Annotated in this window: 18 protein-coding genes; 15 read left to right on the top strand and 3 right to left on the bottom strand. The window is 74.8% G+C overall.

Going from position 1 to position 21969, the window contains the following annotated elements; all coding sequences use genetic code 11:
• Positions 1-484: 484 nt before the first annotated feature.
• The 14 genes from ABT048_RS27090 to ABT048_RS27025 all read left to right on the top strand — a co-directional run bounded on the left by ABT048_RS27090 (position 485) and on the right by ABT048_RS27025 (position 17889).
• Positions 485-1108 carry a sigma-70 family RNA polymerase sigma factor gene (locus ABT048_RS27090; RefSeq protein ID WP_350524186.1) on the top strand — a complete coding sequence of 208 codons (624 nt, stop codon included), beginning with the start codon at positions 485-487 and terminating at the stop codon, positions 1106-1108.
• A 123-nt stretch (positions 1109-1231) separates the two neighbouring features.
• Positions 1232-1507: a hypothetical protein gene (locus tag ABT048_RS27085; protein ID WP_350524113.1), complete on the top strand. Its 276-nt coding sequence runs from the start codon at positions 1232-1234 to the stop codon at positions 1505-1507.
• A 158-nt stretch (positions 1508-1665) separates the two neighbouring features.
• Positions 1666-2637: a B12-binding domain-containing protein gene (locus ABT048_RS27080; protein WP_350524112.1), complete on the top strand. Its 972-nt coding sequence runs from the start codon at positions 1666-1668 to the stop codon at positions 2635-2637.
• 174 nt (positions 2638-2811) lie between these two features.
• Positions 2812-4137, top strand: a complete 1326-nt coding sequence (locus ABT048_RS27075) for an NAD(P)/FAD-dependent oxidoreductase (RefSeq protein ID WP_350524185.1) — start codon at positions 2812-2814, stop codon at positions 4135-4137.
• A complete protein-coding gene (locus ABT048_RS27070) occupies positions 4134-4931 on the top strand; it encodes a DUF1365 domain-containing protein (protein ID WP_350524111.1) in 798 nt (265 codons plus the stop codon). Before ABT048_RS27075 ends, ABT048_RS27070 begins: the two co-directional genes overlap by 4 nt.
• Positions 4928-6214, top strand: a complete 1287-nt coding sequence (locus tag ABT048_RS27065; RefSeq protein ID WP_350524110.1) for a class I SAM-dependent methyltransferase — start codon at positions 4928-4930, stop codon at positions 6212-6214. The genes ABT048_RS27070 and ABT048_RS27065 overlap by 4 nt, the downstream gene beginning before the upstream one ends.
• A gap of 166 nt (positions 6215-6380) precedes the next feature.
• Complete coding sequence (locus ABT048_RS27060; protein WP_350524184.1) at positions 6381-7160, top strand: DUF1295 domain-containing protein; 780 nt, start codon at positions 6381-6383, stop codon at positions 7158-7160.
• A gap of 201 nt (positions 7161-7361) precedes the next feature.
• The gene (locus ABT048_RS27055) at positions 7362-8663 is read left to right on the top strand and encodes an alpha/beta hydrolase family protein (protein ID WP_350524109.1); all 1302 of its coding nucleotides are present in this window, start codon (positions 7362-7364) and stop codon (positions 8661-8663) included.
• 196 nt (positions 8664-8859) lie between these two features.
• A complete protein-coding gene (locus tag ABT048_RS27050; RefSeq protein WP_350524108.1) occupies positions 8860-9531 on the top strand; it encodes a TMEM175 family protein in 672 nt (223 codons plus the stop codon).
• A gap of 134 nt (positions 9532-9665) precedes the next feature.
• A complete protein-coding gene (locus ABT048_RS27045) occupies positions 9666-12392 on the top strand; it encodes a helix-turn-helix transcriptional regulator (RefSeq protein ID WP_350524107.1) in 2727 nt (908 codons plus the stop codon).
• 86 nt (positions 12393-12478) lie between these two features.
• Entirely contained in the window at positions 12479-13507 is a 1029-nt protein-coding gene (locus tag ABT048_RS27040) for an AraC-like ligand-binding domain-containing protein (RefSeq protein ID WP_350524106.1), read from the top strand.
• 257 nt (positions 13508-13764) lie between these two features.
• Positions 13765-14805: a zinc-dependent alcohol dehydrogenase family protein gene (locus ABT048_RS27035; RefSeq protein WP_350524105.1), complete on the top strand. Its 1041-nt coding sequence runs from the start codon at positions 13765-13767 to the stop codon at positions 14803-14805.
• 105 nt (positions 14806-14910) lie between these two features.
• A complete protein-coding gene (locus ABT048_RS27030; protein WP_350524104.1) occupies positions 14911-16845 on the top strand; it encodes a hypothetical protein in 1935 nt (644 codons plus the stop codon).
• A gap of 654 nt (positions 16846-17499) precedes the next feature.
• Entirely contained in the window at positions 17500-17889 is a 390-nt protein-coding gene (locus tag ABT048_RS27025; protein ID WP_350524103.1) for an aggregation-promoting factor C-terminal-like domain-containing protein, read from the top strand.
• 183 nt (positions 17890-18072) lie between these two features.
• On the opposite strand, the gene ABT048_RS27020 is transcribed toward ABT048_RS27025, so the two are convergent.
• The 3 genes from ABT048_RS27020 to ABT048_RS27010 form a co-directional block, all read right to left on the bottom strand.
• A complete protein-coding gene (locus tag ABT048_RS27020) occupies positions 18073-18756 on the bottom strand; it encodes a hypothetical protein (protein ID WP_350524183.1) in 684 nt (227 codons plus the stop codon).
• Positions 18757-18879: 123 nt separating this feature from the next.
• Positions 18880-19332: a hypothetical protein gene (locus tag ABT048_RS27015; protein ID WP_350524102.1), complete on the bottom strand. Its 453-nt coding sequence runs from the start codon at positions 19330-19332 to the stop codon at positions 18880-18882.
• 67 nt (positions 19333-19399) lie between these two features.
• Positions 19400-20893 carry an MFS transporter gene (locus tag ABT048_RS27010; RefSeq protein ID WP_350524101.1) on the bottom strand — a complete coding sequence of 498 codons (1494 nt, stop codon included), beginning with the start codon at positions 20891-20893 and terminating at the stop codon, positions 19400-19402.
• A gap of 114 nt (positions 20894-21007) precedes the next feature.
• Here ABT048_RS27010 and ABT048_RS27005 point away from each other — a divergent pair, with 114 nt between their 5' ends.
• Positions 21008-21919: a helix-turn-helix transcriptional regulator gene (locus ABT048_RS27005; RefSeq protein WP_350524100.1), complete on the top strand. Its 912-nt coding sequence runs from the start codon at positions 21008-21010 to the stop codon at positions 21917-21919.
• Positions 21920-21969 lie beyond the last annotated feature (50 nt).

The raw sequence follows: 21969 nt of genomic DNA, 5'->3' as shown, positions 1-21969 counted from the left end.
AGCAGTTCGGGCAGCCCGTCCAGTCGGCCGCCGGCGCAGCACCGAGCGGGCCTCGATCATGACCACCGCGGCGTCCGGGTCCGGGCCGCCGTCCCCCGGGGCGAGGAAGTGCGGCCCGAGCTGGTCGCCGAACAGCCAGTGGGGGCGCGGTCCGCTCATTCCGGTCCTCCGGGGGCCTCGGAGCCCTCGTGCGTGGCCGCCGCCGGGCGCGGCCCGTCGTACGGCTCGTCGTGCCGCTTCATGGTCCGCTCCGTTGCTCTCCTCGACGACCGGATGGGCGCGGGGTACGCCGCCTCCTCTGCAGGATCGGCCGTCGACGGCGGCGGGCACAGGTGCAGCGGTGCCGCAGCGTCTGCGCTCCCGGTCCCCCGCCGAAACGATGCACAAACGGTCCGACTCCGCTCGCGGTGCCGAATCGCTGCAGCGTGGGGGCGTGACCTCGCTCGTACTGACCCGTACCGACCCGGATCCCAGCGGCAGGCAAGTGCCGGCGGCTGCCGATCTGCGGCATCTCCTGGAGCTGTCGGCGCACGGCGACGACCGCGCGTTCGAGGTGCTGTACCGCGCGGTCGCCGCACCGGTGTACGGCGTCGCCCTGCGGACGCTGCGCAGCCCCGCGCACGCCGAGGAGGTCGCCCAGGAGGTCCTGCTGGAGGTCTGGCGCACCGCGGCGGCCTACCGGCCCGAACGCGGGTCGGTGCTGGCCTGGGTGCTGACGATCGCGCACCACCGCGCGGTGGACCGTGTGCGCTCCGCCCGCGCCGCTGCCGAGCGCGACCACCGGGTCGCGGCCCGGGAACCCGTGCGGAGCGATCCGCCGGAGGAGGAGGCGGTCCGCTCGCTGGACCGGCTGCGGGTCAGGTCCGCTCTGGCGGATCTGAGCTCGGTGCAGCGCGAGGCCGTGGTGCTGGCCTACTTCGGCGGGTACTCGCACCGGGAGATCGCGCACCGGATCGGCGTGCCGTTGGGCACCGTCAAGACCCGGATCCGCGACGGCCTCATCCGGCTCCGGGCCGCCTTCGCCGTCGAGTGCGACCGCCCGTGCGCGCAGGAAGGTCCGGCCGGACGGTCGCCCCGGCCCGGCCGTGTCGTGGGGGCGGGGCGATGACGGCGGCGGCTCCCGGCACGGAGTCGGTGCGGGACCGCCGGAGGCAGCGCGCGGTCCGGCCCGCCGCGCCCGGGAGCGGTGCGGAAACACTGCAACTGGGAGCGGGGAGCCGCCGGATGCAGCATGGAGATGTCGGGATCCACCGAGGACCGGACCCACCGCCGACCGCGGGAGGACGTCATGACCGTCGACCAGCAGCTCCCCACGCAGGAGCGTCCCGTGCCCGCGAGCCCCCCTACCGAGACGCCGGAGTGCGAGGCGTCGACGTGCGCGGGCATCTCCACCCCGGAGTCGGTCGAACTGCACACGGCCTGGCCGGGCTGGATTCCCCTGCTGGTCATCGCCGTCATGGTGGTGTGCTGTGTGGGTTTCGCCGTCGGGAGGATCGCAGGATGGTGACCTCCTCGGCCGCCCTCGATGCCGGACGGCGGACCGGGGAGCGGTCCGGAGGGCCGGACCCGCTGCCCGGCCCGCTTTCCGGCCCTCCGACCGGCCCTCCGACCGGCCCGGCGGAGGACGTGGGGCTCCCGACGGGCGGCGTGGCCCGGCGTCTGGGCGTGTCCCCCACCACCGTCCGTTCCTGGGAACGCCGCTACGGCATCGGCCCCGCCCACCGGGAGGCCGGGCATCACCGCCGCTGGAGGCGTCAGGACATCGCCGTCCTGGAGACGATGTGCCGTCTGACGGCACGCGGGGTCCCTCCGGGCGAGGCCGCCCGAGCGGCCCTGGCCGACCGCAACGTCCCCGCCCCCGAGGACGGCCTGCGGCCCGCGCTCCCCGTACTCCCCGCACTCGCCGCGCCGCCCGCATCACCCGCGCCGCAGGCGGGCTCCCGGGGCGGCGAACGCACCGGTCCCGGCCCGGGCGGAAGCCGCGCCCTGCACGTCGGGACGGTGCGCCCCGAATGCCGGGGCCTGGCCCGGGCGGCGGTACGGCTCGACGCGCCGGAGGTCGCCAGGATCCTGCGGGAGGCGCTGGAAGCGCTCGGCGTGGTCGACGCGTGGACGGACGTCATGATGCCGGCCCTCCGTGCCGCGGGCCGCAAGTGGGCGGCGGACGGCGAGCAGTACGTCGAGGTCGAGCACCTGCTGTCCTGGCACGTCTCCACCGCCCTGCGGGGCGTGGCCGTCGGTGCCTTCACGGCCCGGCCGGCGCGGCCCGTCCTGCTGACCGCGACGCCCCTCGAACTGCACACCCTCCCGCTCGACGCCACGGCCGCGGCGCTGACCGAACGTGCCGTTCCCTTCCGGATGTTGGGCGCGGCCGTCCCGTCCCGGGCCCTGCTGGACGCCGTCCACCGGATCGGTCCGGGGGCCGTGATGATCTGGTCCCAGGACCGGCACACCGCGGACCGCGAGCTGGTGCGCAGGGTCGGCGACAGCGTGTGGGGTCCACGCGGCTCCCGCGGCGGGGCCGTGGTGGTCGCCGCCGGTCCCGGGTGGGCCCGCAGCCGGCCGCCGGCCGGCGCCGTCCGCCCCTTCACCCTCGCGGACGCCGTCGACCTCATCGAGCAGGCCGTCACGGACTGAGGCCCCGTCCCGGCGGCCGCCTGCCGGTGACGTCCCGTCCCCCTGCCCCTGCCCCTGCTCTGCCGTCCGTGCGCGCGAAGTCGGGCCAATCCGGGCCGGGCTCCGCTTCCGAAGATCCGGTGCAACGTCCATGCGGGCCGCGTCGCGGCCCCCTCGGGAGGGGCTCTCGTGACCATGTTCGACACCGTCTCCACCACGCGGTCCACCGCCGCGCTCCCCGGCGGGCGTCCGCGCACGGTGGCGGTGGTGGGATCCGGCGTCGCCGGACTCACCGCGGCCCACGAGCTCTGCCGGGCCGGGGTGGAGGTCGAGTTGTTCGAGGCCGAGGGCCGCCTCGGAGGCCACGCCCACACGCAGCGGGCCACGGACCGGGACGGCCGGACGGTGGCGCTGGACACCGGGTTCCTGGTGCACAACGAGCGCACCTACCCGTATCTGGTGCGCCTCTTCGCCGAACTCGGCATCCGCACCCAGGACAGCGTGATGAGCATGTCCGTGCGCTGCGACGGGTGCGGCCTGGAGTACGCGGGCGCCAAGGGGCCGGCCGGGCTGTTCGCCCGTCCCGACGTCGTGCTGCGCGGCCGGTACCTGCGCATGCTCGCCGAAGTGCCCCGTTTCCACCGGCTCGCCCGCCGCCTGCTCGCCGACCCGGGGGCGGGCGATCCGAGCCTGCGGGACTTCCTCGCCGCCGAGGGCTTCTCGCCCTACTTCGTGAGCCACTTCATGACCCCGGTGGTGTCCGCCGTGTGGTCCTGCGCCCCCGACCTCGCGGGCGACTACCCGGCCCGCTACCTGTTCGCGTTCCTCCGCAACCACGGCATGCTCTCCGTGACCGGATCGCCGACCTGGCGCACCGTCGTCGGCGGCTCGCGCACCTACGTGGACCGGATCGCGGCGCGGCTCACCGCCGTCCACCGGTCCGCTCCCGTCCGTGCGGTCCGCCGGCACCCGGACGGTGTCACCGTGGTCTGCGCGGACGGGCGGCGCACCGAAGCCGACGCGGTGGTGGTCGCCACCCATGCCGACCAGGCGCTGCGGCTGCTCGCCGACCCGAGCGACGCCGAGCGAGCGGTCCTCGGTGCCTTCACCTACTCGGTCAACCCGACGGTGCTGCACCGCGACGGGACGGTCCTCCCCTCCGCGCGCCCGGCGCGCGGTTCGTGGAACTACCGGATGCCCCACTGCAGCGCGTCCTCCGACCGGGTGCGGGTCAGCTACCACCTCAACCGGCTGCTGCGGCTGGACACCGACACCGACTACCTGGTCACGCTCAACGAGGACCGGCAGCAGCCGATCCCCGAGGAACTGGTGGTCTCCCGCACCGTCTACGAGCACCCGGTCCACACCGCGCGCACGGTCGCCGCCCAGCGCCGGCTGCCCGAACTCGCCCGCGCCCGAACCGTGTTCGCCGGCGCCTACCACGGCTGGGGCTTCCACGAGGACGGCTGCCGTTCCGGCGTCGAGGCCGCCCACGCGCTGCTCGGGGTGAGCGTGCCGTGACCGCCGCCCTGCCCGGACCGTGGGGGGCGGTCCTCTACGACACCGTCACGACGCACGTGCGCACCGCACCCCGCAGGCGCTCGTTCCGGCACCGCGGCTACCTGTGGCTGGTGGACCTCGACCGCCTGCCCGCCCTGCCGCGGCCACTGCGGCCGCTGGCCCGGTTCCTGCCGCGCGACCACGCCCTCGACCCGGCCGCCGAGCCGCCGACGCTCCGCCAGGACCTGGAGCGCTTCCTCGCCGCCCGCGGCGTCCGGCTCGGCGACGGGACGGTGCTGATGCTCACGCAGGCCCGCTCGCTGGGGCACGTGTTCAACCCGCTGACCGTCTACTGGTGCCGCGACCGGTCCGGCCGTCCGCTCTGCACGGTCGTCGAGGTCCACAACACCTACGGCGGCCGGCACCGCTACCTGCTGGCGCCCGACCCCGACGGCCGCGGCGAGAGCGACAAGGACTTCCACGTCTCACCGTTCTTCCCCGTCGACGGCCGCTACACGATGGTGCTGCCCGAACCGGCGGAGCGGCTCCACCTGACGGTCCACCTGGAGCGCCGGGGCCGCCGGGCCTTCACCGCCACCGTCCGCGGCACCGCACGGCCGGCGGGCCCCGCGGCCCTGCTGCGCGCCGTCCTCACCCACCCGTTCGCCACCTGGGCCGTCAGCCTGCACATCCGCTACCAGGGCGTCCGCCTGTGGCTCAGCGGCCTGCCCGTCCACCCCCGCCCGCCCGCCGGCCCGCCCCGGACCGCCGACGGGCCCACCGCTCCCACCACGGAAGAGGCGCCCACCCCATGACGACCACGCTTCCCCCGACAGCAACGCCGACGACCCCCGTCGACCCCGCGCGCTGGCCGGACGTCGCCCGGGTCCCGCACGCGCCGCTGCGCGCGGCCGTCGCCGCCTGCCTGCTGCGCCGGGTGGCCTCGCGTCGCGGCCTGCGCGTCGAGCTCCCCGGCGGCCGCACCCCGCGGCCGGCCCCGCCCGGGGCTCCGGTCCTGCGCCTGCACCGCCCGCGGGCCTTCCTCCACCGGGTCGGCGCGGGCGGCCTGATCGGCTTCGGGGAGTCCTACCAGGCCGGCGACTGGGACAGCCCCGACCTGGTCGCGCTGCTCACCGGACTCGCCGCCGCGCCCCAGACCCTCGTGCCGGCCGGCACACAGTGGCTGCGCCGCCTCTACGTCCAGAAGCCTCCGGACGACGAACTGTCCACCCCGGGGAACGCGCGGCGCAACATCCACCGGCACTACGACCTGTCCAACGACCTGTTCGCGCTGTTCCTCGACCCGACGATGACCTACTCCTCGGCCCTCTTCCCGACCGGCCGCGCCCACGAACCGCTCGCCACCCGGGACGGCCTGCCCGCGGCCCAGCACCGCAAGATCGACCGGCTGCTCGACCTGGCCCGCGTCGGCCCCGGCACCCGGCTGCTGGAGATCGGCACCGGATGGGGCGAACTCGCCCTGCGCGCAGCCGCCCGCGGCGCCCGCGTCGTCAGCCTGACCCTCTCCGGGGAACAACTCGCCCTCGCCCGGCGCCGGATCGCCGACGCCGGGCAGGCGGACCGGGCGCAGGTCCGGCTGTGCGACTACCGCGCCGCCGAAGGCCGGTACGACGCCGTCGTCAGCGTCGAGATGATCGAGGCCGTGGGCCGGCCGTTCTGGCCGGACTACTTCGCCACCCTCGACCGGGTCCTGGCGCCCGGCGGACGCGTCGCCCTCCAGGCGATCACCATGTCCCACGACCGGATGCTCGCCTCCAGCCGCACCTACACCTGGATCCTCAAGTACGTCTTCCCCGGCGGTCTCATCCCGTCCCTGCGGGCGATCGAGGAGGCCGCCACCCGGCACACCCGGCTGCGGACGGTACGGTCCGACGCGTACGGGCCGCACTACGCCGAGACCCTGCGGCTGTGGCGCGAACGCTTCACCGAACGGTCGCCGCAGGTCGCGGCCCTCGGCTTCGACGAGGTCTTCCGGCGCACGTGGGAGCTCTACCTCGCGTACTCCGAGGCCGGGTTCCGCACCGGCTACCTCGACGTCCAGCAGATCCTCCTCACCCGCGACGGGGTGGCGGCGTGAGAGCGGCGGCCCCCACCGGCACCGCCGTCGTCGTCCTCGCCAGGGCCTGCCGGCCCGGTGGCCGATCGTCCGTGCTCCGGCCGGCCGACCGGTACCGGAGCCTGTCGTGAACGCCGCCGCCTTCGCGTTCAACCTCGCCGTCACCGCCGCCGTCGCCCTCGCCGTCATGCTCACCGCGTTCGCGGCGGGGGCGCGCACCGGGCGTCACCGCGGGGTGGACGTCGCCTGGGGGCTCGCCTTCACCGCCGTGGCGCTGAGCGGCTTCGCGCTCTCGGACGGCCACGGGAACCCCGAGCGCCGCCTGCTGGCCACCGTCCTGGTCACCGTGTGGGGCCTGCGGCTGTCCGGGCACATCTGGTGGCGCGCCCGCGGTGCCCCCGAGGACCCGCGCTACGCCCGGATGCTCGCCCGCGCGCCCGAAGGGCAGGCCCGCACCCGGTACGCCCTGCGGACGGTCTACCTGCTCCAGGCCGCCCTCGTCTGGTTCGTCTCCCTGCCCGTCCAGGCCGCCCAGTACCTGCCCCACCCGCCCGGTGCACTCGCCTGGGCGGGCACCGCGCTGTGGGCGGTCGGCCTGTTCTTCGAGGCGGTCGGGGACCGGCAACTCGCCCGCTTCAAGGCCGACCCGGCCAACCGCGGCCGGATCATGGACCGCGGTCTGTGGCGGTACACCCGCCACCCGAACTACTTCGGCGACGCCTGCGTGTGGTGGGGCCTGTTCCTGCTCGCCGCCGACGCGCCCGTCGGCTGGGCGTTCGTCCTCAGCCCGGTGCTCATGACCTGGCTGCTCGCCTTCGGCAGCGGCAAACCGCTGCTGGAACGGCAGATGGGCGCGCAGCGGCCCGGCTGGGCCGAATACACCGCCCGCACCAGCGGTTTCGTGCCCCTGCCGCCGCGCCGACCCCCGACGGCCCCGGCCGCACCCCCGGCGAGGCCCCGCCCGTGACGCCTTTGACCGTCTCCAACGCAGTGTCCGGGACTTCGGAGCGGTCGAACGCCGGGATCAGGCCGACGCCACGGTGGACCAGGCGTCCGCACCCGTTCCGCGTCAGCCCGGGGACGTAAACCCGTGGGCCCATGCGAGGTGACGGACGGTCAATCCCTGGGCTGATGTCGCCCATCGGCCCCGCGTGACAGCCTTCCGGGCATGGACACCACGCCGATGGACACCATTCCGACGGACACCGCGCCGAGGGACACCGCGCCGGTCGTACGCCGTACCGCACCGACCCGCCGCCGCATGCTGGGCGCAGCCCTCGCCCTGGGCGCCGTCGCACCGCTGGGCCTCGCCCGCGCCGCCTCGGCCGCTCCCGCATCCGCAGCCGCATCCGCAGCCACCGGCACCGGCACCGTCCCCGCCGCCCCCGCGCGGCTCACCCTGCCCGCTCCCACCGGCCCCTTCCCGGTGGGCATGGTGCCGCTGCACCTGCGCGACGAGTCCCGGCTCGACCCGAACGCCAGGCCCGGACGGTTCCGCGAGCTGATGGCCACCGTCTGGTACCCGGCCCGGGTAGCGGACGCCGACGCGTACCCGATCGCCCCCTGGATGACCGCGGGCGCCCTGAAGGCCTTCCTCGACGACGTCGGCTTCCCGCTCGACCCCTCCCTCGCCCCGCTCACCAGCGGCCACCAGGGCGCGCCCGTCCACCGGACCGGCCGGCCGTTGCCCGTCGTGCTCTACTCGCACGGCGCGGGCAGCCACCGCGCCGACCACACCGTCATGGTCCAGGAGTTGGCCAGCCACGGCTACGCCGTGGTCACCGTCGACCACACCCATGACGCCATCACCGAGTTCCCGGACGGGACCGTCGTCACCCGGGACGGCGTCGCCCCGGGGCTGTACCCGAAGGACTACGCCGCCGACCTGCTCTTCCTCCTCGAACGCGTCGTCGACCTGGCCAACGGACGCAACCCCGACGTCGACGGCCGAACCCTGCCGACCGGCCTGCTCGGCGGCCTGGACGCGCGGAACATCGGTGTCTCCGGCTGGTCCAAGGGCGGCACCGCCGCCGCCCTCGCCATGGTCGCCGACCCGCGCATCCGCGCCGGCCTCACCCTGGACGGCCGGATGGAGTCGAACCCCGCCGTCACCACCGACATCGACCGGCCGTTCATGCTGATGACCGCCACCTACACCCGGGCCGCCAGCCCGTACGTCGAGACCTTCTGGGGCCACCTGCGCGGCTGGCGCCTCGACGTCCAGGCCACCGACGCCGTGCACACCTCGTACGGCGACGACATGACGCTGATCCCGCAGGCGGGCAGGCTCCTCGGCATGACCGAGCAGCAGATCCAGTCCGCGGTCGGCACCCTCGACCCCGACCGCGGCATCCTCATCCAACAGGCCTACCCGCGCGCCTTCTTCGACCTCCACCTGCGCAACCGGCACTGCGGCGACCTGCTCGACGGGCCGTCGAAGGCCTTCCCCGAGGTCGTCTACCACCCGTAGGTCCCGGCACGAGGGCGGGCGGCCGCGACGGGGGTGCGGCCGCCCGCCCTCGTCGCGGCCGCCCACCTCCGTCCTCGTCCACGGCCCGGGGCGGACCACCGGCAGAGGTCTGTCAGAGGGGGGTGGCACACTCTCCCGTTCCCGGTCCGGGAGAGTTGTCTCCGGCCGGCGTCATCGACCTTCCACCGGAGACCCCATGAACACCCCCGCACCCGATCCGTCCCGCCGGGACTCCACCGACTTCAGCACCGCCCGTCTGGAGGCCTTCAGCGACGGCGTCTTCGCCATCGCCATCACCCTGCTCGTCCTGGACCTGAACGTTCCCGAACCCGACGGCCTGCACGGCCAGAGCCTCGCCGGGGCCCTGGCCCACCAGTGGCCCTCCTACTTCGCGTACCTCGTCAGCTTCCTCGTCATCGGCATCATCTGGATCAACCACCACGCCATGTGCGCACTCGCGCGCCGCGTCGACCGGCGGACCCTCTTCGCCAACCTCTTCCTCCTCCTCACCGTCTCCGTCATCCCCTTCCCCACCCGCCTGCTCGCCACCTACCTCACGGCGGAGGACACCGACGCCCACACCGCGGCCGCCGTCTACGCGGCCACCATGGTCGCCATGGGCCTCGCCTTCACCCTGCTGTTCCTCTCCTTCACCCGCGACGCCCGCGCCCTGCGCACCCCCGTCCCCCGGGCCGACGTGAACGCCGCGATGCGCCGCTTCGGCCTCGGCGGCCTGGCCTACCTGGCCACGGTCGGGATCGCCTACCTCAGCCCCGTCGCCATGCTCGCGACCCATGCCGTCCTCGCCGTCTACTACTGCTTCGACCAGCTGGCACCCGTCCGACGGGCTCCCGCGACGCCGCACTGACACCGGTCGGGCGGCCCACCGTCCGCGACCGGACCGCCCGACGGAATGACCGATATGCTCCGACGCTCGTGCACCTCGTCCGTTCGTTCGAACTGACGATGGTCCCGCCTTCGTCACACGGTTTCAGGAGTTCCATGGTGATCGGTCGTCAACAGGAGCGGGCGGTCATCGCCGACGCGCTCTCCCCCCGGTCGGCGTCGCCCGCCGTCCTGCTGCTCGGGGAGGCGGGGGTGGGCAAGACCCTGCTGCTGGACACCGCGGTCGAGGAGGCCGAACGCGAACACGCCCGCGTCCTGCGGGTGCGGGGCAGCGTCGCCGAGAGCGAACTCGCCTTCGCCGGCCTCCACCAGCTCCTGCTGCCCGTCCTCGACGACGGGGTCGACGGCCTGCCGGCCCGCCAACGGGCCGCCCTGCTCGGTGCCTTCGGGCTCGGTGAGGACCTCACCCCACCGGACCCCATGATGGTGAGCCTGGCCGTGCTGACGCTCGCCTCCCAGATCGCGTCCACGGGCCGGCTGCTGCTCGCCGTCGACGACGCCCAGTGGCTCGACCCGGGAAGCTGCCAGGTCCTGGGCTTCCTCGCACGCCGGCTCGCGGGCGAGTCGATCGCACTGCTGGTCGCGGCCCGCGGCACCCACCGGCCCGACTGGCTGGACTCGACGGTGCCGCAGGTGGTGGTCGCTCCGCTGTCCCCGGCCGAGGCGGAGGAACTGCTCGTCGCGCAGCCCGAGCCGCCCGCCGGCCCGGCCCGGCGCCAGGTGCTGGCCACCGCCGCCGGCAACCCCCTCGCGCTCATCGAACTGGCCCGGCAGGCGGCGCGGGACGGTCGGCTCCCGCCCATGGGGCCGGTGCCGGTCACCGACCTGCTGGAGAGCACCTTCGCCGCCCAGGCCGACGGATTGCCGCAGGCCACCCGCGAGGCGCTGCTGATCGCGGCCGCGGCGGAGGGCGCTGCCCTGTCGGACGTCCTGGCCGCACTGCCGCCGGGCTCCGACATGGAGGTGTGGCTGCCGGCCGAGCAGGCGGGGCTGGTGCACGTGCGGGCGGACCGGATCGAGTTCCGCCACCCGCTGGTCCGTTCCGCCGTCTACGGCGCCGTCCCGTTCGCCGAACGGCGGCGCGCGCACCTGGCGCTGGCAGCCGCGCTCGCCGGCGACCCCGACCGGCGGGCCTGGCAGCTGTCGGCGGCGACGGTGGCCCCCGACGCCGCGGTCGCCGCGACCCTGGAGGCCACCGCCATGCGCACGTTCGGCCGGGGCGCCGTCGCCGAAGCGCTGGCCGGTCTGGAACGGGCCGCCCAGCTCCACCCGGACACGGGCCAGCGGACCAGGCTCCTGTCGACCGCCGCCTACACCGCCGTCCTGGTCGGGGACCTCGACCGGGCCGAGGCCCTCGGCGCCCAGGCCTCGCACCTCACTCCCGATCCGGCCGCGACCAGCTGGATCAGTGCCATGAACGGGCTGGTCGCCATGCTGATGCTGCGTCTGGAACGGGCCTTCGCCCTCGTCGTCGGCGAGGAGGTGCCGGCCACCGGGCCGCTCGCCGAGGACGTGTCCACCATCGCGACCGGGATCGTCTACCACTCGGGCATCGCCGCCCAGCGGGAGCGGATCCGGCCGATGCTGGCGGCCCGCGCGGCGGAGGGCGGCGAGGCGCTCGGCCGGCCGTTCCACCTGTGGGACATCGGCGTCACCGACCCCTTCACCCACGGGAACACCGTGCGCGCCCTGCTCCCCGCGGCCGCTGCCGCACCCGGCCTGATCCCGACCGAGACGCACACCCTCGGTGTCCTCGGCATGCTGCTGGACGAGACCGAGACGGCGGTGAGCCTGCTCGGCGACATGGTCAATCCGCAGTGGGAGGACGCGGCCGACTTCCACGCCGGAATGACCGCCGCGGACCTGGCCTGGGCCAACTTCGACTGCGGCCGGTGGGCCGACGCACGCCTGGGCGTCGAACGGCTCGCGGAACGCTTCCTGGCCGGGCACCGCAACCTCGGCTCGGCGCGGGCACTCACCGCCCTCGCCACCGTGTGCGCCGTGACCGGCGAGCCCGGGACGGCGCTGCGCCACGCCTCGGCGGCACTGGCCGTCACCGAGCCGGCCCGGGCGCTCGCCACCGTCGTCCGGGCCCGCCGGGCGGCCGCGCTCGCCGCCACCGCCCTCGGTGACCACCACGCCGCCCACCTGCACCTGAGCTCCGTCTTCGACGGCTCGGGCGCACCGGTGCACTACCACCTGTCGTGCTACGCCGTCGCCGACCACGCGGCGGCCGCCGTCCTCACCGGACACGCCGGGCCGGCCCGGGCCGCCCTGGAGCAGGTGAGCGCCGCGGTCGGCGCGGGAGCCTCGGCGCGGCTGCGGCAGATCCTGCTCCGGGCCACCGCGCTGCTGGCCGAACCGGCCGCCGCCGGGGCGCACTTCCGCGCGGCGCTGGAGGATCCGGCCGGTCAGCGCTGGCCGTTCGAACGGGGCCAGGTCTGGCTGGAGTACGGCGAGTGGCTGCGGCGGCAGCGGCAGATCGCGGATGCCCGGACGGCCCTGACGAAGGCCCGTGAGATCTTCGACGGACTGGGCGCCGACCACTGGGCGGCACGGGCCGAGGCGGAACTGCGGGCGGCGGGCATCACCGTCGAGACGGCCCGGCACAGCGCGCTGCGCTCCCTGACCCCGCAGCGGCAGCGGATCGTACGGCTCGCCGCGCAGGGCCTGACGAACCGGCAGATCGGCGAGCGGCTGTTCCTGTCGCCCAGGACCGTCGGGACCCACCTCTACCAGGTCTTCCCGGCCCTCGGCGTGACCTCGCGCAGCCAGCTGCGCGACGTCGTGGAGCGGGAGGCCGGCCCGGGGCCCGGTCTGTGACGACGCAAGTCATGTGACGGATGGCCGGGGCGCCGATCGGCCCGAGAGTGGGTGGGAGAACCACCCGCACTGCGCCCGGAGCCCTCATGTCCGTCACCCTCGTCACCCTGCCCCCGCACACGTCCCCCGCGACGTCCCCCGCGACGTCACCCCGCGACCGCGCCGGACACTGGCACGCGCTGGTGTCCGGCACGTTCGTCCCGCTCGACCTCATCGCGCACGAGGACGTCTGCCCGGTCGGGACGATCACCAGCCGGCGCCTCGGCCCGCTCCGGATATCCGAGGTCGAGGCGGGCCCGCAGACCGTGTCACGCAGCAGGCGCCGCATCTCCCAGGGCGGCGCGGAGTTCCTGACGGTCACCCTCCAGCAGCGGGGCACCGCCCGGCTCACCCAGGACGGCCGGCAGGCGCTGGTGGGACCGGGAGCCTTCACCTGTTCGGACGCGGGCCGTCCCTACCGGCGGGAGCATCCCGAACACTTCCGCTTCACCGCGTTCCGGCTGCCCAAGGCGGCCCTCGGGGTGACCGACGACGAGCTGCGGGCCGTCACGGGGACGGTGTTCAACGGCAGTTCGGGAACCTCCGGGCTGATCGCCGGCTACCTGAACCGGCTCGCCGCACAGGCGGCGGACTTCGACCCCGGCACCGGACACCGGCTCGCCCTGACCACCGCCGACCTGCTGGCGGTACTGGTCCGCGAGCGTCAGGGCCGGGCGGTCCGGCAGCCCCCGGAGGCCGCGCGGGGCATGCTCGCCCGGATCGAGGACTACATCCTGCGTCACCTGGGCGAGCCCGACCTCTCGCCCGCCCGGATCGCCGAAGCGCACCACATCTCGGTGCGCTACCTGCACAAGCTGTTCCGCGCCGAGGGGACGACGGTCGGCCGCTGGGTGCAGCGCGAACGGCTGGACCGCTGCCGGCGCGAGCTGTCCCGTCCGGCCAGGACGATGCCGGCCATCTCGGCGGTGGCCCACCGCTGGGGCTTCGTGAGCCCCTCGCACTTCAGCCGGTCCTTCCGGACGACGTACGGCATGTCCCCGCGCGAGTGGCAGGCCACCACCCGGCTCCGGCCCGCGGCCCCCGGCGCAGCAGCGCCCTCCGGGGCCGGCGCGTGACGCCGCGCGTGATGCCGCGCGGGGCGACCACCGCAGTCGGCGGCCGGCCCGCGGTTCCGCCGTCCTGCGGCGCTGCCGTCCGCGGCGCACGCTGGAGGTAGCAGCCGCAGGCGGGGCAACCGGACGACGGGCGGTCGGGACCAGCCCCGGGCCTGGCGCCGGGCACCGACCGCTGCCCGCACGGCCCCGTCACCCTCGTGACCGCTCGACCCCGTCGGCCGAACGGCGGACAGGCGGCGGGCAGGCGGGAGGCAGCGATGAACACGGCGGGCGCCGTACCGGGGACGACCGAGGGCTGGGTGGTGGACCGCCCCGGGCCGATCGGCCCGGCACACCCGGCGCCGCTGGTCTGGGAACGGCGGCCGCTGGCCGCCCCCGGGCCGCACGAGATCCTGCTGGAGGTGGAGGCCTGCGGCGTGTGCCGCACCGACCTGCACCTCGCCGAGGGGGACCTCGCCCCTCGGACGGCCCGGTGCACGCCGGGGCACGAGGTGGTCGGGCGCGTACGGGCGGCCGGCCCGGCGGTCGAGGGCTTCGCCCTCGGGGACCGGGCCGGGGTGGCCTGGCTGGCCGGGACCTGCGGCAGCTGCGCCTACTGCCGGAGCGGGCGGGAGAACCTCTGCCCCGGTTCGCGCTACACCGGCTGGGACCGGCACGGCGGCTACGCCGGACACGTCACCGCGGACGCCCGGTTCGCCTACCGGCTGCCCGAGGGCCCGCCGGCCGAGGAACTGGCTCCGCTGCTGTGCGCCGGGATCATCGGCTACCGGGCCCTGGAGCGGGCACAGCTGCCGGCGGGCGGACTCCTGGGCATCTACGGGTTCGGCGCCTCCGCGCACCTGACCGCCCAGGTCGCCCTGGCCCGGGGCGCCCGCGTGCACGTGTTCACCCGAGGCGCGAACGCGCGGCGCCTGGCCCTGGAGCTCGGCGCCGGTTTCGCCGGTGACTCCTTCGACCCGCCACCGGAGCCGTTGGACGCCGCCATCCTCTTCGCGCCGGTCGGCGAACTCGTACCGGTCGCCCTCGCGGCCCTGGACCGCGGCGGCACGCTCTCCGTCGCCGGCATCCACCTCAGCGACATCCCGGCCCTGAACTACCAGCGGCACCTCTTCCAGGAGCGGACGCTGCGCAGCGTGACCGCCAACACCCGGGCCGACGGCCTGGCGTTCCTCGCGGAGGCGGCCCGCACCCGCCCGGCGGTCCACGTAACCCGCTACCCCCTGCGCCAGGCGGACACGGCACTCGCGGACCTCGCCGCCGACCGCGTGACGGGCGTCGCGGTGCTCGTCGCACCGTAGGCGTCGGCCGCCCGCCCCCGTGGGGAACTCGGCGAAACCGGGCGCCGTGTGCTCCTCCTGTGGGAGCATGCCGCCCAGCGGCGCCGACCAGATGGGGGAACGGGCGTGGTGGACCGCAAGGTGGACAACAGGTTTTCGGGGAACGCCGACGTCGTCGTCCAGGCGGGCGAGGTCGGTGACGTCCACATCACCCACGTCCACGTGGAACCAGACGACCACGTGACCCAGGCAGCCCGTCGACTGGCCCGCGCGGTCGACGCACAGTGGCGGGCGGAGGCGGCCATACGCGGTCTGTTCGGCGGCGAGCCGATACCCGTCGACTGGGACACCGAGAACGGCGGGGCCACCGGAACCGTCCGGCCTGAACCTGCCCGAGGAGCCGAACTCCCGGGCTACTTCCGCCGGTTGGAGGGCCCCGGCCGCCTGGTGATCCTCGGCCCGGCCGGTGCGGGCAAGACCAGTACGGCCGTGCTGCTGCTCCTCGGACTGCTCACCGACCGCCGGCCGGACCAGCCGGTCCCCGTCCTGTTGGCCCTGGACAGTTGGGACCCGGCCACCGAGCACGTGACCACCTGGATGCACCGTCGGCTCACCGAGGACTACCCCACGCTCGGGCGTGGGCGCCATGGCCTGAAGAGGGCCGCGCAGCTGCTCGACTCCCACCTGATCCTGCCGGTGCTCGACGGCCTGGACGAGTTGCCGGCCGCGCGGCGCGCCGCGGCTCTCCGCGGGATCAACCGGATCCTCGACGACCGCACCCCGCTGGTACTGACCTGCCGCACCGCCGAGTACCACGCGCTCGACCACGAGGGCTTCGCCGTTCCCGGCGCCGCGGTGATCCGGGCCCGCCCCGTCGGTCCCGAGGCGGTACGCCGCTACCTCACGGCGCCGGGCGGCTCCGAGCAGCAGGCACGCTGGCGGCACGTGCTCGACCTCCTGCAGGACGAGCCGCAGGGGCCCCTCGCGCGGACACTGGCCAACCCCGCGCTGCTCGCACTGGCTCGAACCGTGTACGGCGCCGGAAGCGGCCGCGAGCCCGCCGCTCTGGCCGCACTCGCCCGGACCGCGACGGCCGACCGGCTTGCCGACCACCTCCTCTCGAACCTGGTGCCCACCGTCTTCGACACCGGCCCCGTGGCTCGCAACGCCCCGGCCTGGTGGCGGCGGCAGTGGACCCCTGAACAGAGCCGGCGGTGGCTCGCCTTCCTGGCCCGCGAGTCGATCAGACTCGGCGGCAACGACCTCGCCTGGTGGCGTCTGGAGAGTTACCGGCCGCCGGGCGTCACCGGCGTGGACATCGGGCTGACGGTCACCGCCGGGTTCGCGCTGGTCGTCACGGCCACCCGGCTGATCGGCGGCTCGGGCGTGCCCTGGGGCTTCCTGTGGGGATCGATCGGGACGGTCGGCCTGTCGTGCGGCGTGATCGCCAGACTGGGCGCTTCGAACAGGCAGCGGTTCGGCGGCATCGGGATGGATCCTCTGGGCGTGGTGCTCGGCTCGCTGTTGGGCGGCGTGGCCTTCCTTCTGCTGGGGTGGGCCGGTCACGGATTCGGCGGAATGCCGCTGCCACTGCTGGCCCTCGGGGGCCTGGCGTACCTGACCATGCTTCCCCTCCAGGTCGTCCAGCTGGTCCAGAGCCGCCGCGAGGTGGACGCCGAGGCGATGGACCCGCACCGTCTGATGCGCCGGCAACGCCGGTCCTCACTCGCCCTGCTCGCGGCCACGTTCGCCGGGATCCTGGCCGTCAACCACCTCCTGGCCACCGCGGCCGTACACCTCGGCGTCGGGTTCGCCGACACCGGCCTACCCGTCGCCTACTCCCAGGCCGCGCCCGTGGTGTCACTCCCGCTGGGCGTCCTCTTCGCCTCCCGTTGGGGCGCGTACAGCGTCGTCCGTGTCCGCCACGCCCTGTGGGGTCGCCTTCCGTGGCGCCTGATGCGCTTCCTCCAGGACGCCCACCAGCGCGGCGTCCTGCAGCAGGTGGGGGCCGTGTACCAGTTCAGGCACGTACGGCTGCGGGACACGTTGGCCAAGGGATAGGCCGTACCGGCCGGGGCCCGGCCGGCCTCCCGCCTCCGTCCCGGGCCAGTGACGTCGACCCGGCAGCGGACGATCTCCTGCGGTTCCCGCATGCCTCGGCGAGCGCGAGCCGGCGCCACCGGGTGGTTGCCGACCGTCACCGCGATGTGAGCTGGATCCCCTCCGGCCGGGTGTCGGCGCGGGCCGGCCCGTGACGGTTGTCACGCGCTCCGGGCACCTCCTACCGTTCCTAGTGGATCACTCGCCCCGGCCCGCCGCCGGTGTCGGCCCGACCAGCCACGGCCTCCGCCGCGCTGCCGTGCCTGCGGCCTGAGCCCCACCATTTCCCGGCACAAACCGGCGAACATCGACCTAAATGTCCGAATAAAGCCAGGTTTGTCCGCCTGAATGGCGGGTAGCGAGCCGGCCGCCGCAGGGCACGTCCACCCGGCGCGGCTACGACGCCGCGTCGTAGCGGGCACCCCTTGGACCTGGCCCCCGAGCCCGCTAACAATGGCTGAGTCGCCAGCTGCGGCGGTGGTCCGATCCACTGCCGCACCTTCCGCCGGCGGTCACCATCCGTGACCGCCCCGGTGTCGACTCCCGCCCGCCGGCCCTGCCGGGCCGGCCGAGCCGCGGGACGAGGCACCCCCATGATTGAGGTCGAACTCCCACATGCCCGTGATCGCCACCCGCATGCGCAAGTCCGCCGCCCTGCTCACCGCCGCCGCCGGCATCGCCGTCATCGGCGCCGCCGTCGTCCCGACCGCCGCCTCGGCCAGCACGCCGCAGGAGCTGGCCGCGAGCATCGTCCCCGCCGACCAGCTCGCCTCCTTCAGCCAGATCATCTCCCACGAGAGCGGCTGGAACGTCACCGCGACCAACGCCTCCTCGGGCGCCTACGGCCTCGGCCAGGCCCTGCCCGGCAACAAGATGGCCTCCGCCGGCGCCGACTGGAAGACCAGCGCCTCCACCCAGATCAAGTGGGCCTACGACTACATGAACGGCCGCTACGGCAGCCCGAACGCCGCCTGGGCCTACTGGCAGATCCACCACAACTACTGACCGGCCCCACACCCGCCGGTCACCCGCACGCCCCGCGACGGACGCCACAAGCCGAATCCGGGGCCGACCGGGACCACCTCCGAGGGGCCCGGTGCGCACACCACGCGCACCGGGCCCCTCGGCGTCGTCCGCGGCGCCGCACCCACCCGGGCCCGGCCACGCGGTCGCGCGACCCGGCATCGATCAACGCACGGCGCGCGGCCGACGCGCGGCGCCGAACCCGGGGTTGCCCGGCCGGCCCGCCCGCAGGGGCAGCGGATCGCGCAGCCTGGCCACGTACCGCCGGTAGGCCCGCGCCTCGGCCGTGACGGCCTCGACGTCGGCGAGGCGGTCCGGGAACAGCACGCCGCCCGCGTGCAGTCGGGCATCCGCCCCGAACAGGTTGCCGTGCAGACGGCCCGTCGTCAGCCGGCCCCGGTTCCCCGGTACGACCGCGGACCGGCCGGCCACCACCGGGCCGCGGTTGACCTGGAACCAGACCTCGCGCCTGTTCCCGAACAGCACGACACTCTCGCGGAGATCACGCACGTCGGTGTACACCTCGAAGTCCCAGTCGCCCGGGGCTCCCCCCGAGCCGTGGTTCCCGCGGAGGTGGTGCATGAAGCGGGGCAGGCCGACGGGCGCACCGAACGGAATCACCGCGTCGGCATACGGCTCACCGGCGACGAAGTGGATCCTGAACTCCAGCCCGTACAGCCGCCCGTGGACCCTGTTCCTGATGCAGAGCGAGAACGTGTCCGCGTCGCCGTGGCCGGCGCGGCTCTCGGCAGGGACGTGCCGGCTCAGGTACTCGAACGACAGTGTCTCCGGATCGGCCAGGAGGCCGGGGATCCGTTCGACCGAGCCGTGCACCAGGTAGAGGCACATCAGGTCCACCGGATGCGTCTCGTGTGCCAGCCGCGTCAGGAATCCATCGGAAAAGCCGTCCCGCACAGGTGTCTCCCATTGTCACGTGCAGCCGCCCGCCCCTCAGGACCGTCGACCCGCAGGTCAGCCGGCCTCGGAGCCGACGGGCGGAATCGGGCTCTCATCCGGGAGGGCCCAGCCCGGCCTTCGGCCGGGCTGCGGACCGGCGAGGACCTGGACATCGAACGGGCTCAGGTCGTTGCCGTGGTTCCGGGCGGTGAATCCGGCCGCCGACAGGATCGCGATCACCGCGTCGGCCATGGCGGCCTCGACCTCTCCGCATTGCCGGATCGCCGCGGTGACCCCTCGTTGATGCCTGGCGTCAGCGATGACATTGCTCCGCAGCTGCGGGCCGACCCTCCAGGTCACGACGACTTCCGGATCCCCCTCGCCGAAGAAGAGGAGGTCCGCCATGTCGACGATGACCTCCGCACCGACGGCCACCTCGACGGCCGGTCCGGGCGCGACCACCGGCAGCCCGGCCGCGGCGAGCTCGTTACGGACCCGCTGGGCCAGCCGCTCGTAGTCGGCCCGCACGCTCTCCACACCCGTCTCCATGCCCGCAACCTATCCGGCCGCTCTGACACGAAGGGCTGCGGCGGCGTCACGGCTGCTCGGCAGTGCGGTGGGGTGCGAGCGCGAGGTGGGTGAGGACCGCGCCGAGCGCGGACAGGGCCGCCAGGACGAGGCCGAGCGTGTGGAAGGCGCTGGTCAGACCTTCTGCCAGCGCTGCGTGATGCGCTCCGGCCACCTGTCCCTGGACGGCTCGCCCGGCGATCCGGGTTGCCGAGGCGGAGGGGAGGCCGCTGCCGTGGAGCCGGGTGGCGGTGAGCGTGGTGAGCAGGGCCGCGGCGCCCGCGACGGCGACGGACTCGCCGGTGATGCGCATCGTGTTGAAGATGCCTGCCGCGGCTCCGGCGTTCCGGACCGGGACGGTGCTCACGGCGGCGTTGTCCATGACCCCGAACGCCAGTCCCACGCCGGCGCCGAAGGGCAGCAGGGGAAGCGCCAGTTCCGCCCACGATCCGTTGCTGTGCAGGGTCACCAGGAGCAGGGATCCGACCGCGATCAGTGCGGAGGCACAGGTCAGCACCGTTCGCACGGAGGTGCGGGCGGCCAGGTGACCGGCGGCGAGCGGCAGGAGCAGGACCGGGGCGGTCATCGGCAGCAGGAGCAGGCCGCCGGCCACGGCGGTGCGGTCGGCGACGCCCTGGAGGTAGGCGGGCAGGTAGACCAGCAGGATGACGAAGCCCAGGGTGACCGTGAAGGGCTGGCAGACCACCGCGACGAATCCGGGCCTGCGGAACAGGCGGACGTCGAACATCGCGCGCTCCCCCAGCCGGGCCTCGACCGCACCGAACAGCGCGACCAGCGCCACGGCCGCCGCGAGCAGCAGCAGGGTGCTCGGCGCGCTCCAGCCGGCGGATCCGGCCCGGACGAAGGCGAAGGACAGGCAGGCCAGGCCGGCCGTGAAGGCGACCAGCCCGGCCACGTCGAGGGCGGGCCGGGCGGCGTTGCGGGATTCCGGGGCCCGGGTGGCGCACAGCCACGCGGGGACGGACATCGCCGCGACCAGGACGAACACCGACCGCCAGCCGGCCGCCTCGACCAGCGCTCCGGCGAGCAGCGGCCCGATCGCCAGGCCCGTACCGAAGGAGGAGCCGAGGATGCCGAAGGCCAGCTGCCGGCGCCGTCCGGACGTGGAGTGGGCCAGCACCGCCGCTCCCGAGGCCAGCACGGCCGCGGCCCCGCACCCCTGGACGGCCCTGGCCGCGTCGGCCACGGCCATGGAGGGTGCCAGTGCGACCAGCAGGGACACCGCTCCGACCAGGGCGATGCCGGTCAGCAGGACGCGGCGCCTGCCGAGCCGGTCGGCGAGGCTGCCGGCCGCGAGCGGCAGCGCGGCGAAGGTGATGTTGAAGGCGTTCAGCATCCACTGTGCGGCACCGACCGAGGAGCCCAGGTCGGCGGCCATGCTCGGCAGGGCCACGGCGGCCCCGGTCACGGAGAACGGCAGCATCATGCTGGCGGACCCGACCGCGACCACCGTGGGCCAGTAGCCGCGCCCGTGATCATCGAGAGAGGAAGGTGTGGACATGCCCTCGATCGTTCGCAACCGGCACCGGCGGATGAAGAGAGCGCCGTTCCCTGGGACTGACAGGGCCACCTTCCGACCGGTGCACCCCTGCCGACGCCCCCCATACTGGGGCGCATGGCCGACCCGATCATGATCGCCGGCAGCCTCGGCGACTACCTCCGCGCCCGGCGAGCCCTGGTGTCACCCGCCGACGCGGGCCTGCCGGCGACCGGCCGGCGCCGGGTGCCCGGCCTGCGCCGCGAGGAGGTCGCGGAGCTCGTCGGGCTGAGCACCGACTACTACGTCCGCCTGGAGCAGGGGCGCGCGGACCGGCCCTCCGACGCGGTCCTGGACGCACTCGGCAGGGCGCTGCGGCTCGGGCCGGCCGAGCGCGCCCATCTGTACGACCTGGCCCGGCCGCCCCGCCGTGCCGCGGCGAGGGCAGCAGCCGGTGGACGGGCGGACGGGCTGCGGTCCACCCTGCGGCAGGTGGTCGAGGCCGTCCCGACCGCCCCCGCCATGATCATGAACGAGCGCAACGACGTCCTGGCGTGGAACGGACCGGCTGCCGCGCTGATCGCCGACTTCCCCAACCTCCCGCCGCGCGAGCGGAACATGGCCCGCCGGATCTTCCTGGACCCCGACGCGCGAGAGATCCACCTGGACTGGAACGAAGCCGCGCGCACCACGGTCGGCATCCTGCGCATGGCCGCCGGACGCCACCCGCACGACCCCGAACTCGTGCGCCTGGTCGGCGAACTGTCGCTGGGCAGCGAGACCTTCCGCAAGCTGTGGGCCACCCACCACGTCCACGAGAAGACCCACGGTCCCAAGCGCTTCCGGCACCCCGCGGTCGGAGAGCTGACGCTCGGTTACGAGTCCTTCCAGGTCCCCGGCGCCGCCCACCACCTCCTCGTGATCTACACGGCCCCGCCCGGAAGCCCGGCGGAGGAGGCGCTGAACCTCCTCGGCAGCCTCATCGCCTCCGGGGCCGCCTCCCGGACGGCTCCCGTCATCACTCCCCGGGCGGGGAGCGCGGCGAGCTGACCGTCCGGGTCCTTGTGGCGGACCGTCGGCGGGCCCGTGGCGGACCGTCG

It is taken from the genome of Kitasatospora sp. NPDC096140, from assembly GCF_040303045.1.
Lineage (GTDB): Bacteria > Actinomycetota > Actinomycetes > Streptomycetales > Streptomycetaceae > Kitasatospora.
The sequence above is the reverse complement of the archived record's forward strand: the minus strand, read 5'-3'. Positions and strand labels throughout refer to the sequence as shown.

Coding starts and splice junctions, on each gene's coding strand:
- ABT048_RS27085 (WP_350524113.1), top strand. CDS start 1,232: ATGGAGATGTCGGGATCCACCGAGGACCGGACCCACCGCCGACCGCGG.
- ABT048_RS27075 (WP_350524185.1), top strand. CDS start 2,812: ATGTTCGACACCGTCTCCACCACGCGGTCCACCGCCGCGCTCCCCGGC.
- ABT048_RS27065 (WP_350524110.1), top strand. CDS start 4,928: ATGACGACCACGCTTCCCCCGACAGCAACGCCGACGACCCCCGTCGAC.
- ABT048_RS27060 (WP_350524184.1), top strand. CDS start 6,381: ATGCTCACCGCGTTCGCGGCGGGGGCGCGCACCGGGCGTCACCGCGGG.
- ABT048_RS27055 (WP_350524109.1), top strand. CDS start 7,362: ATGGACACCACGCCGATGGACACCATTCCGACGGACACCGCGCCGAGG.
- ABT048_RS27050 (WP_350524108.1), top strand. CDS start 8,860: ATGAACACCCCCGCACCCGATCCGTCCCGCCGGGACTCCACCGACTTC.
- ABT048_RS27045 (WP_350524107.1), top strand. CDS start 9,666: ATGGTGATCGGTCGTCAACAGGAGCGGGCGGTCATCGCCGACGCGCTC.
- ABT048_RS27040 (WP_350524106.1), top strand. CDS start 12,479: ATGTCCGTCACCCTCGTCACCCTGCCCCCGCACACGTCCCCCGCGACG.
- ABT048_RS27035 (WP_350524105.1), top strand. CDS start 13,765: ATGAACACGGCGGGCGCCGTACCGGGGACGACCGAGGGCTGGGTGGTG.
- ABT048_RS27025 (WP_350524103.1), top strand. CDS start 17,500: ATGCCCGTGATCGCCACCCGCATGCGCAAGTCCGCCGCCCTGCTCACC.
- ABT048_RS27020 (WP_350524183.1), bottom strand. CDS start 18,756: ATGTGCCTCTACCTGGTGCACGGCTCGGTCGAACGGATCCCCGGCCTC.
- ABT048_RS27010 (WP_350524101.1), bottom strand. CDS start 20,893: ATGTCCACACCTTCCTCTCTCGATGATCACGGGCGCGGCTACTGGCCC.
- ABT048_RS27005 (WP_350524100.1), top strand. CDS start 21,008: ATGGCCGACCCGATCATGATCGCCGGCAGCCTCGGCGACTACCTCCGC.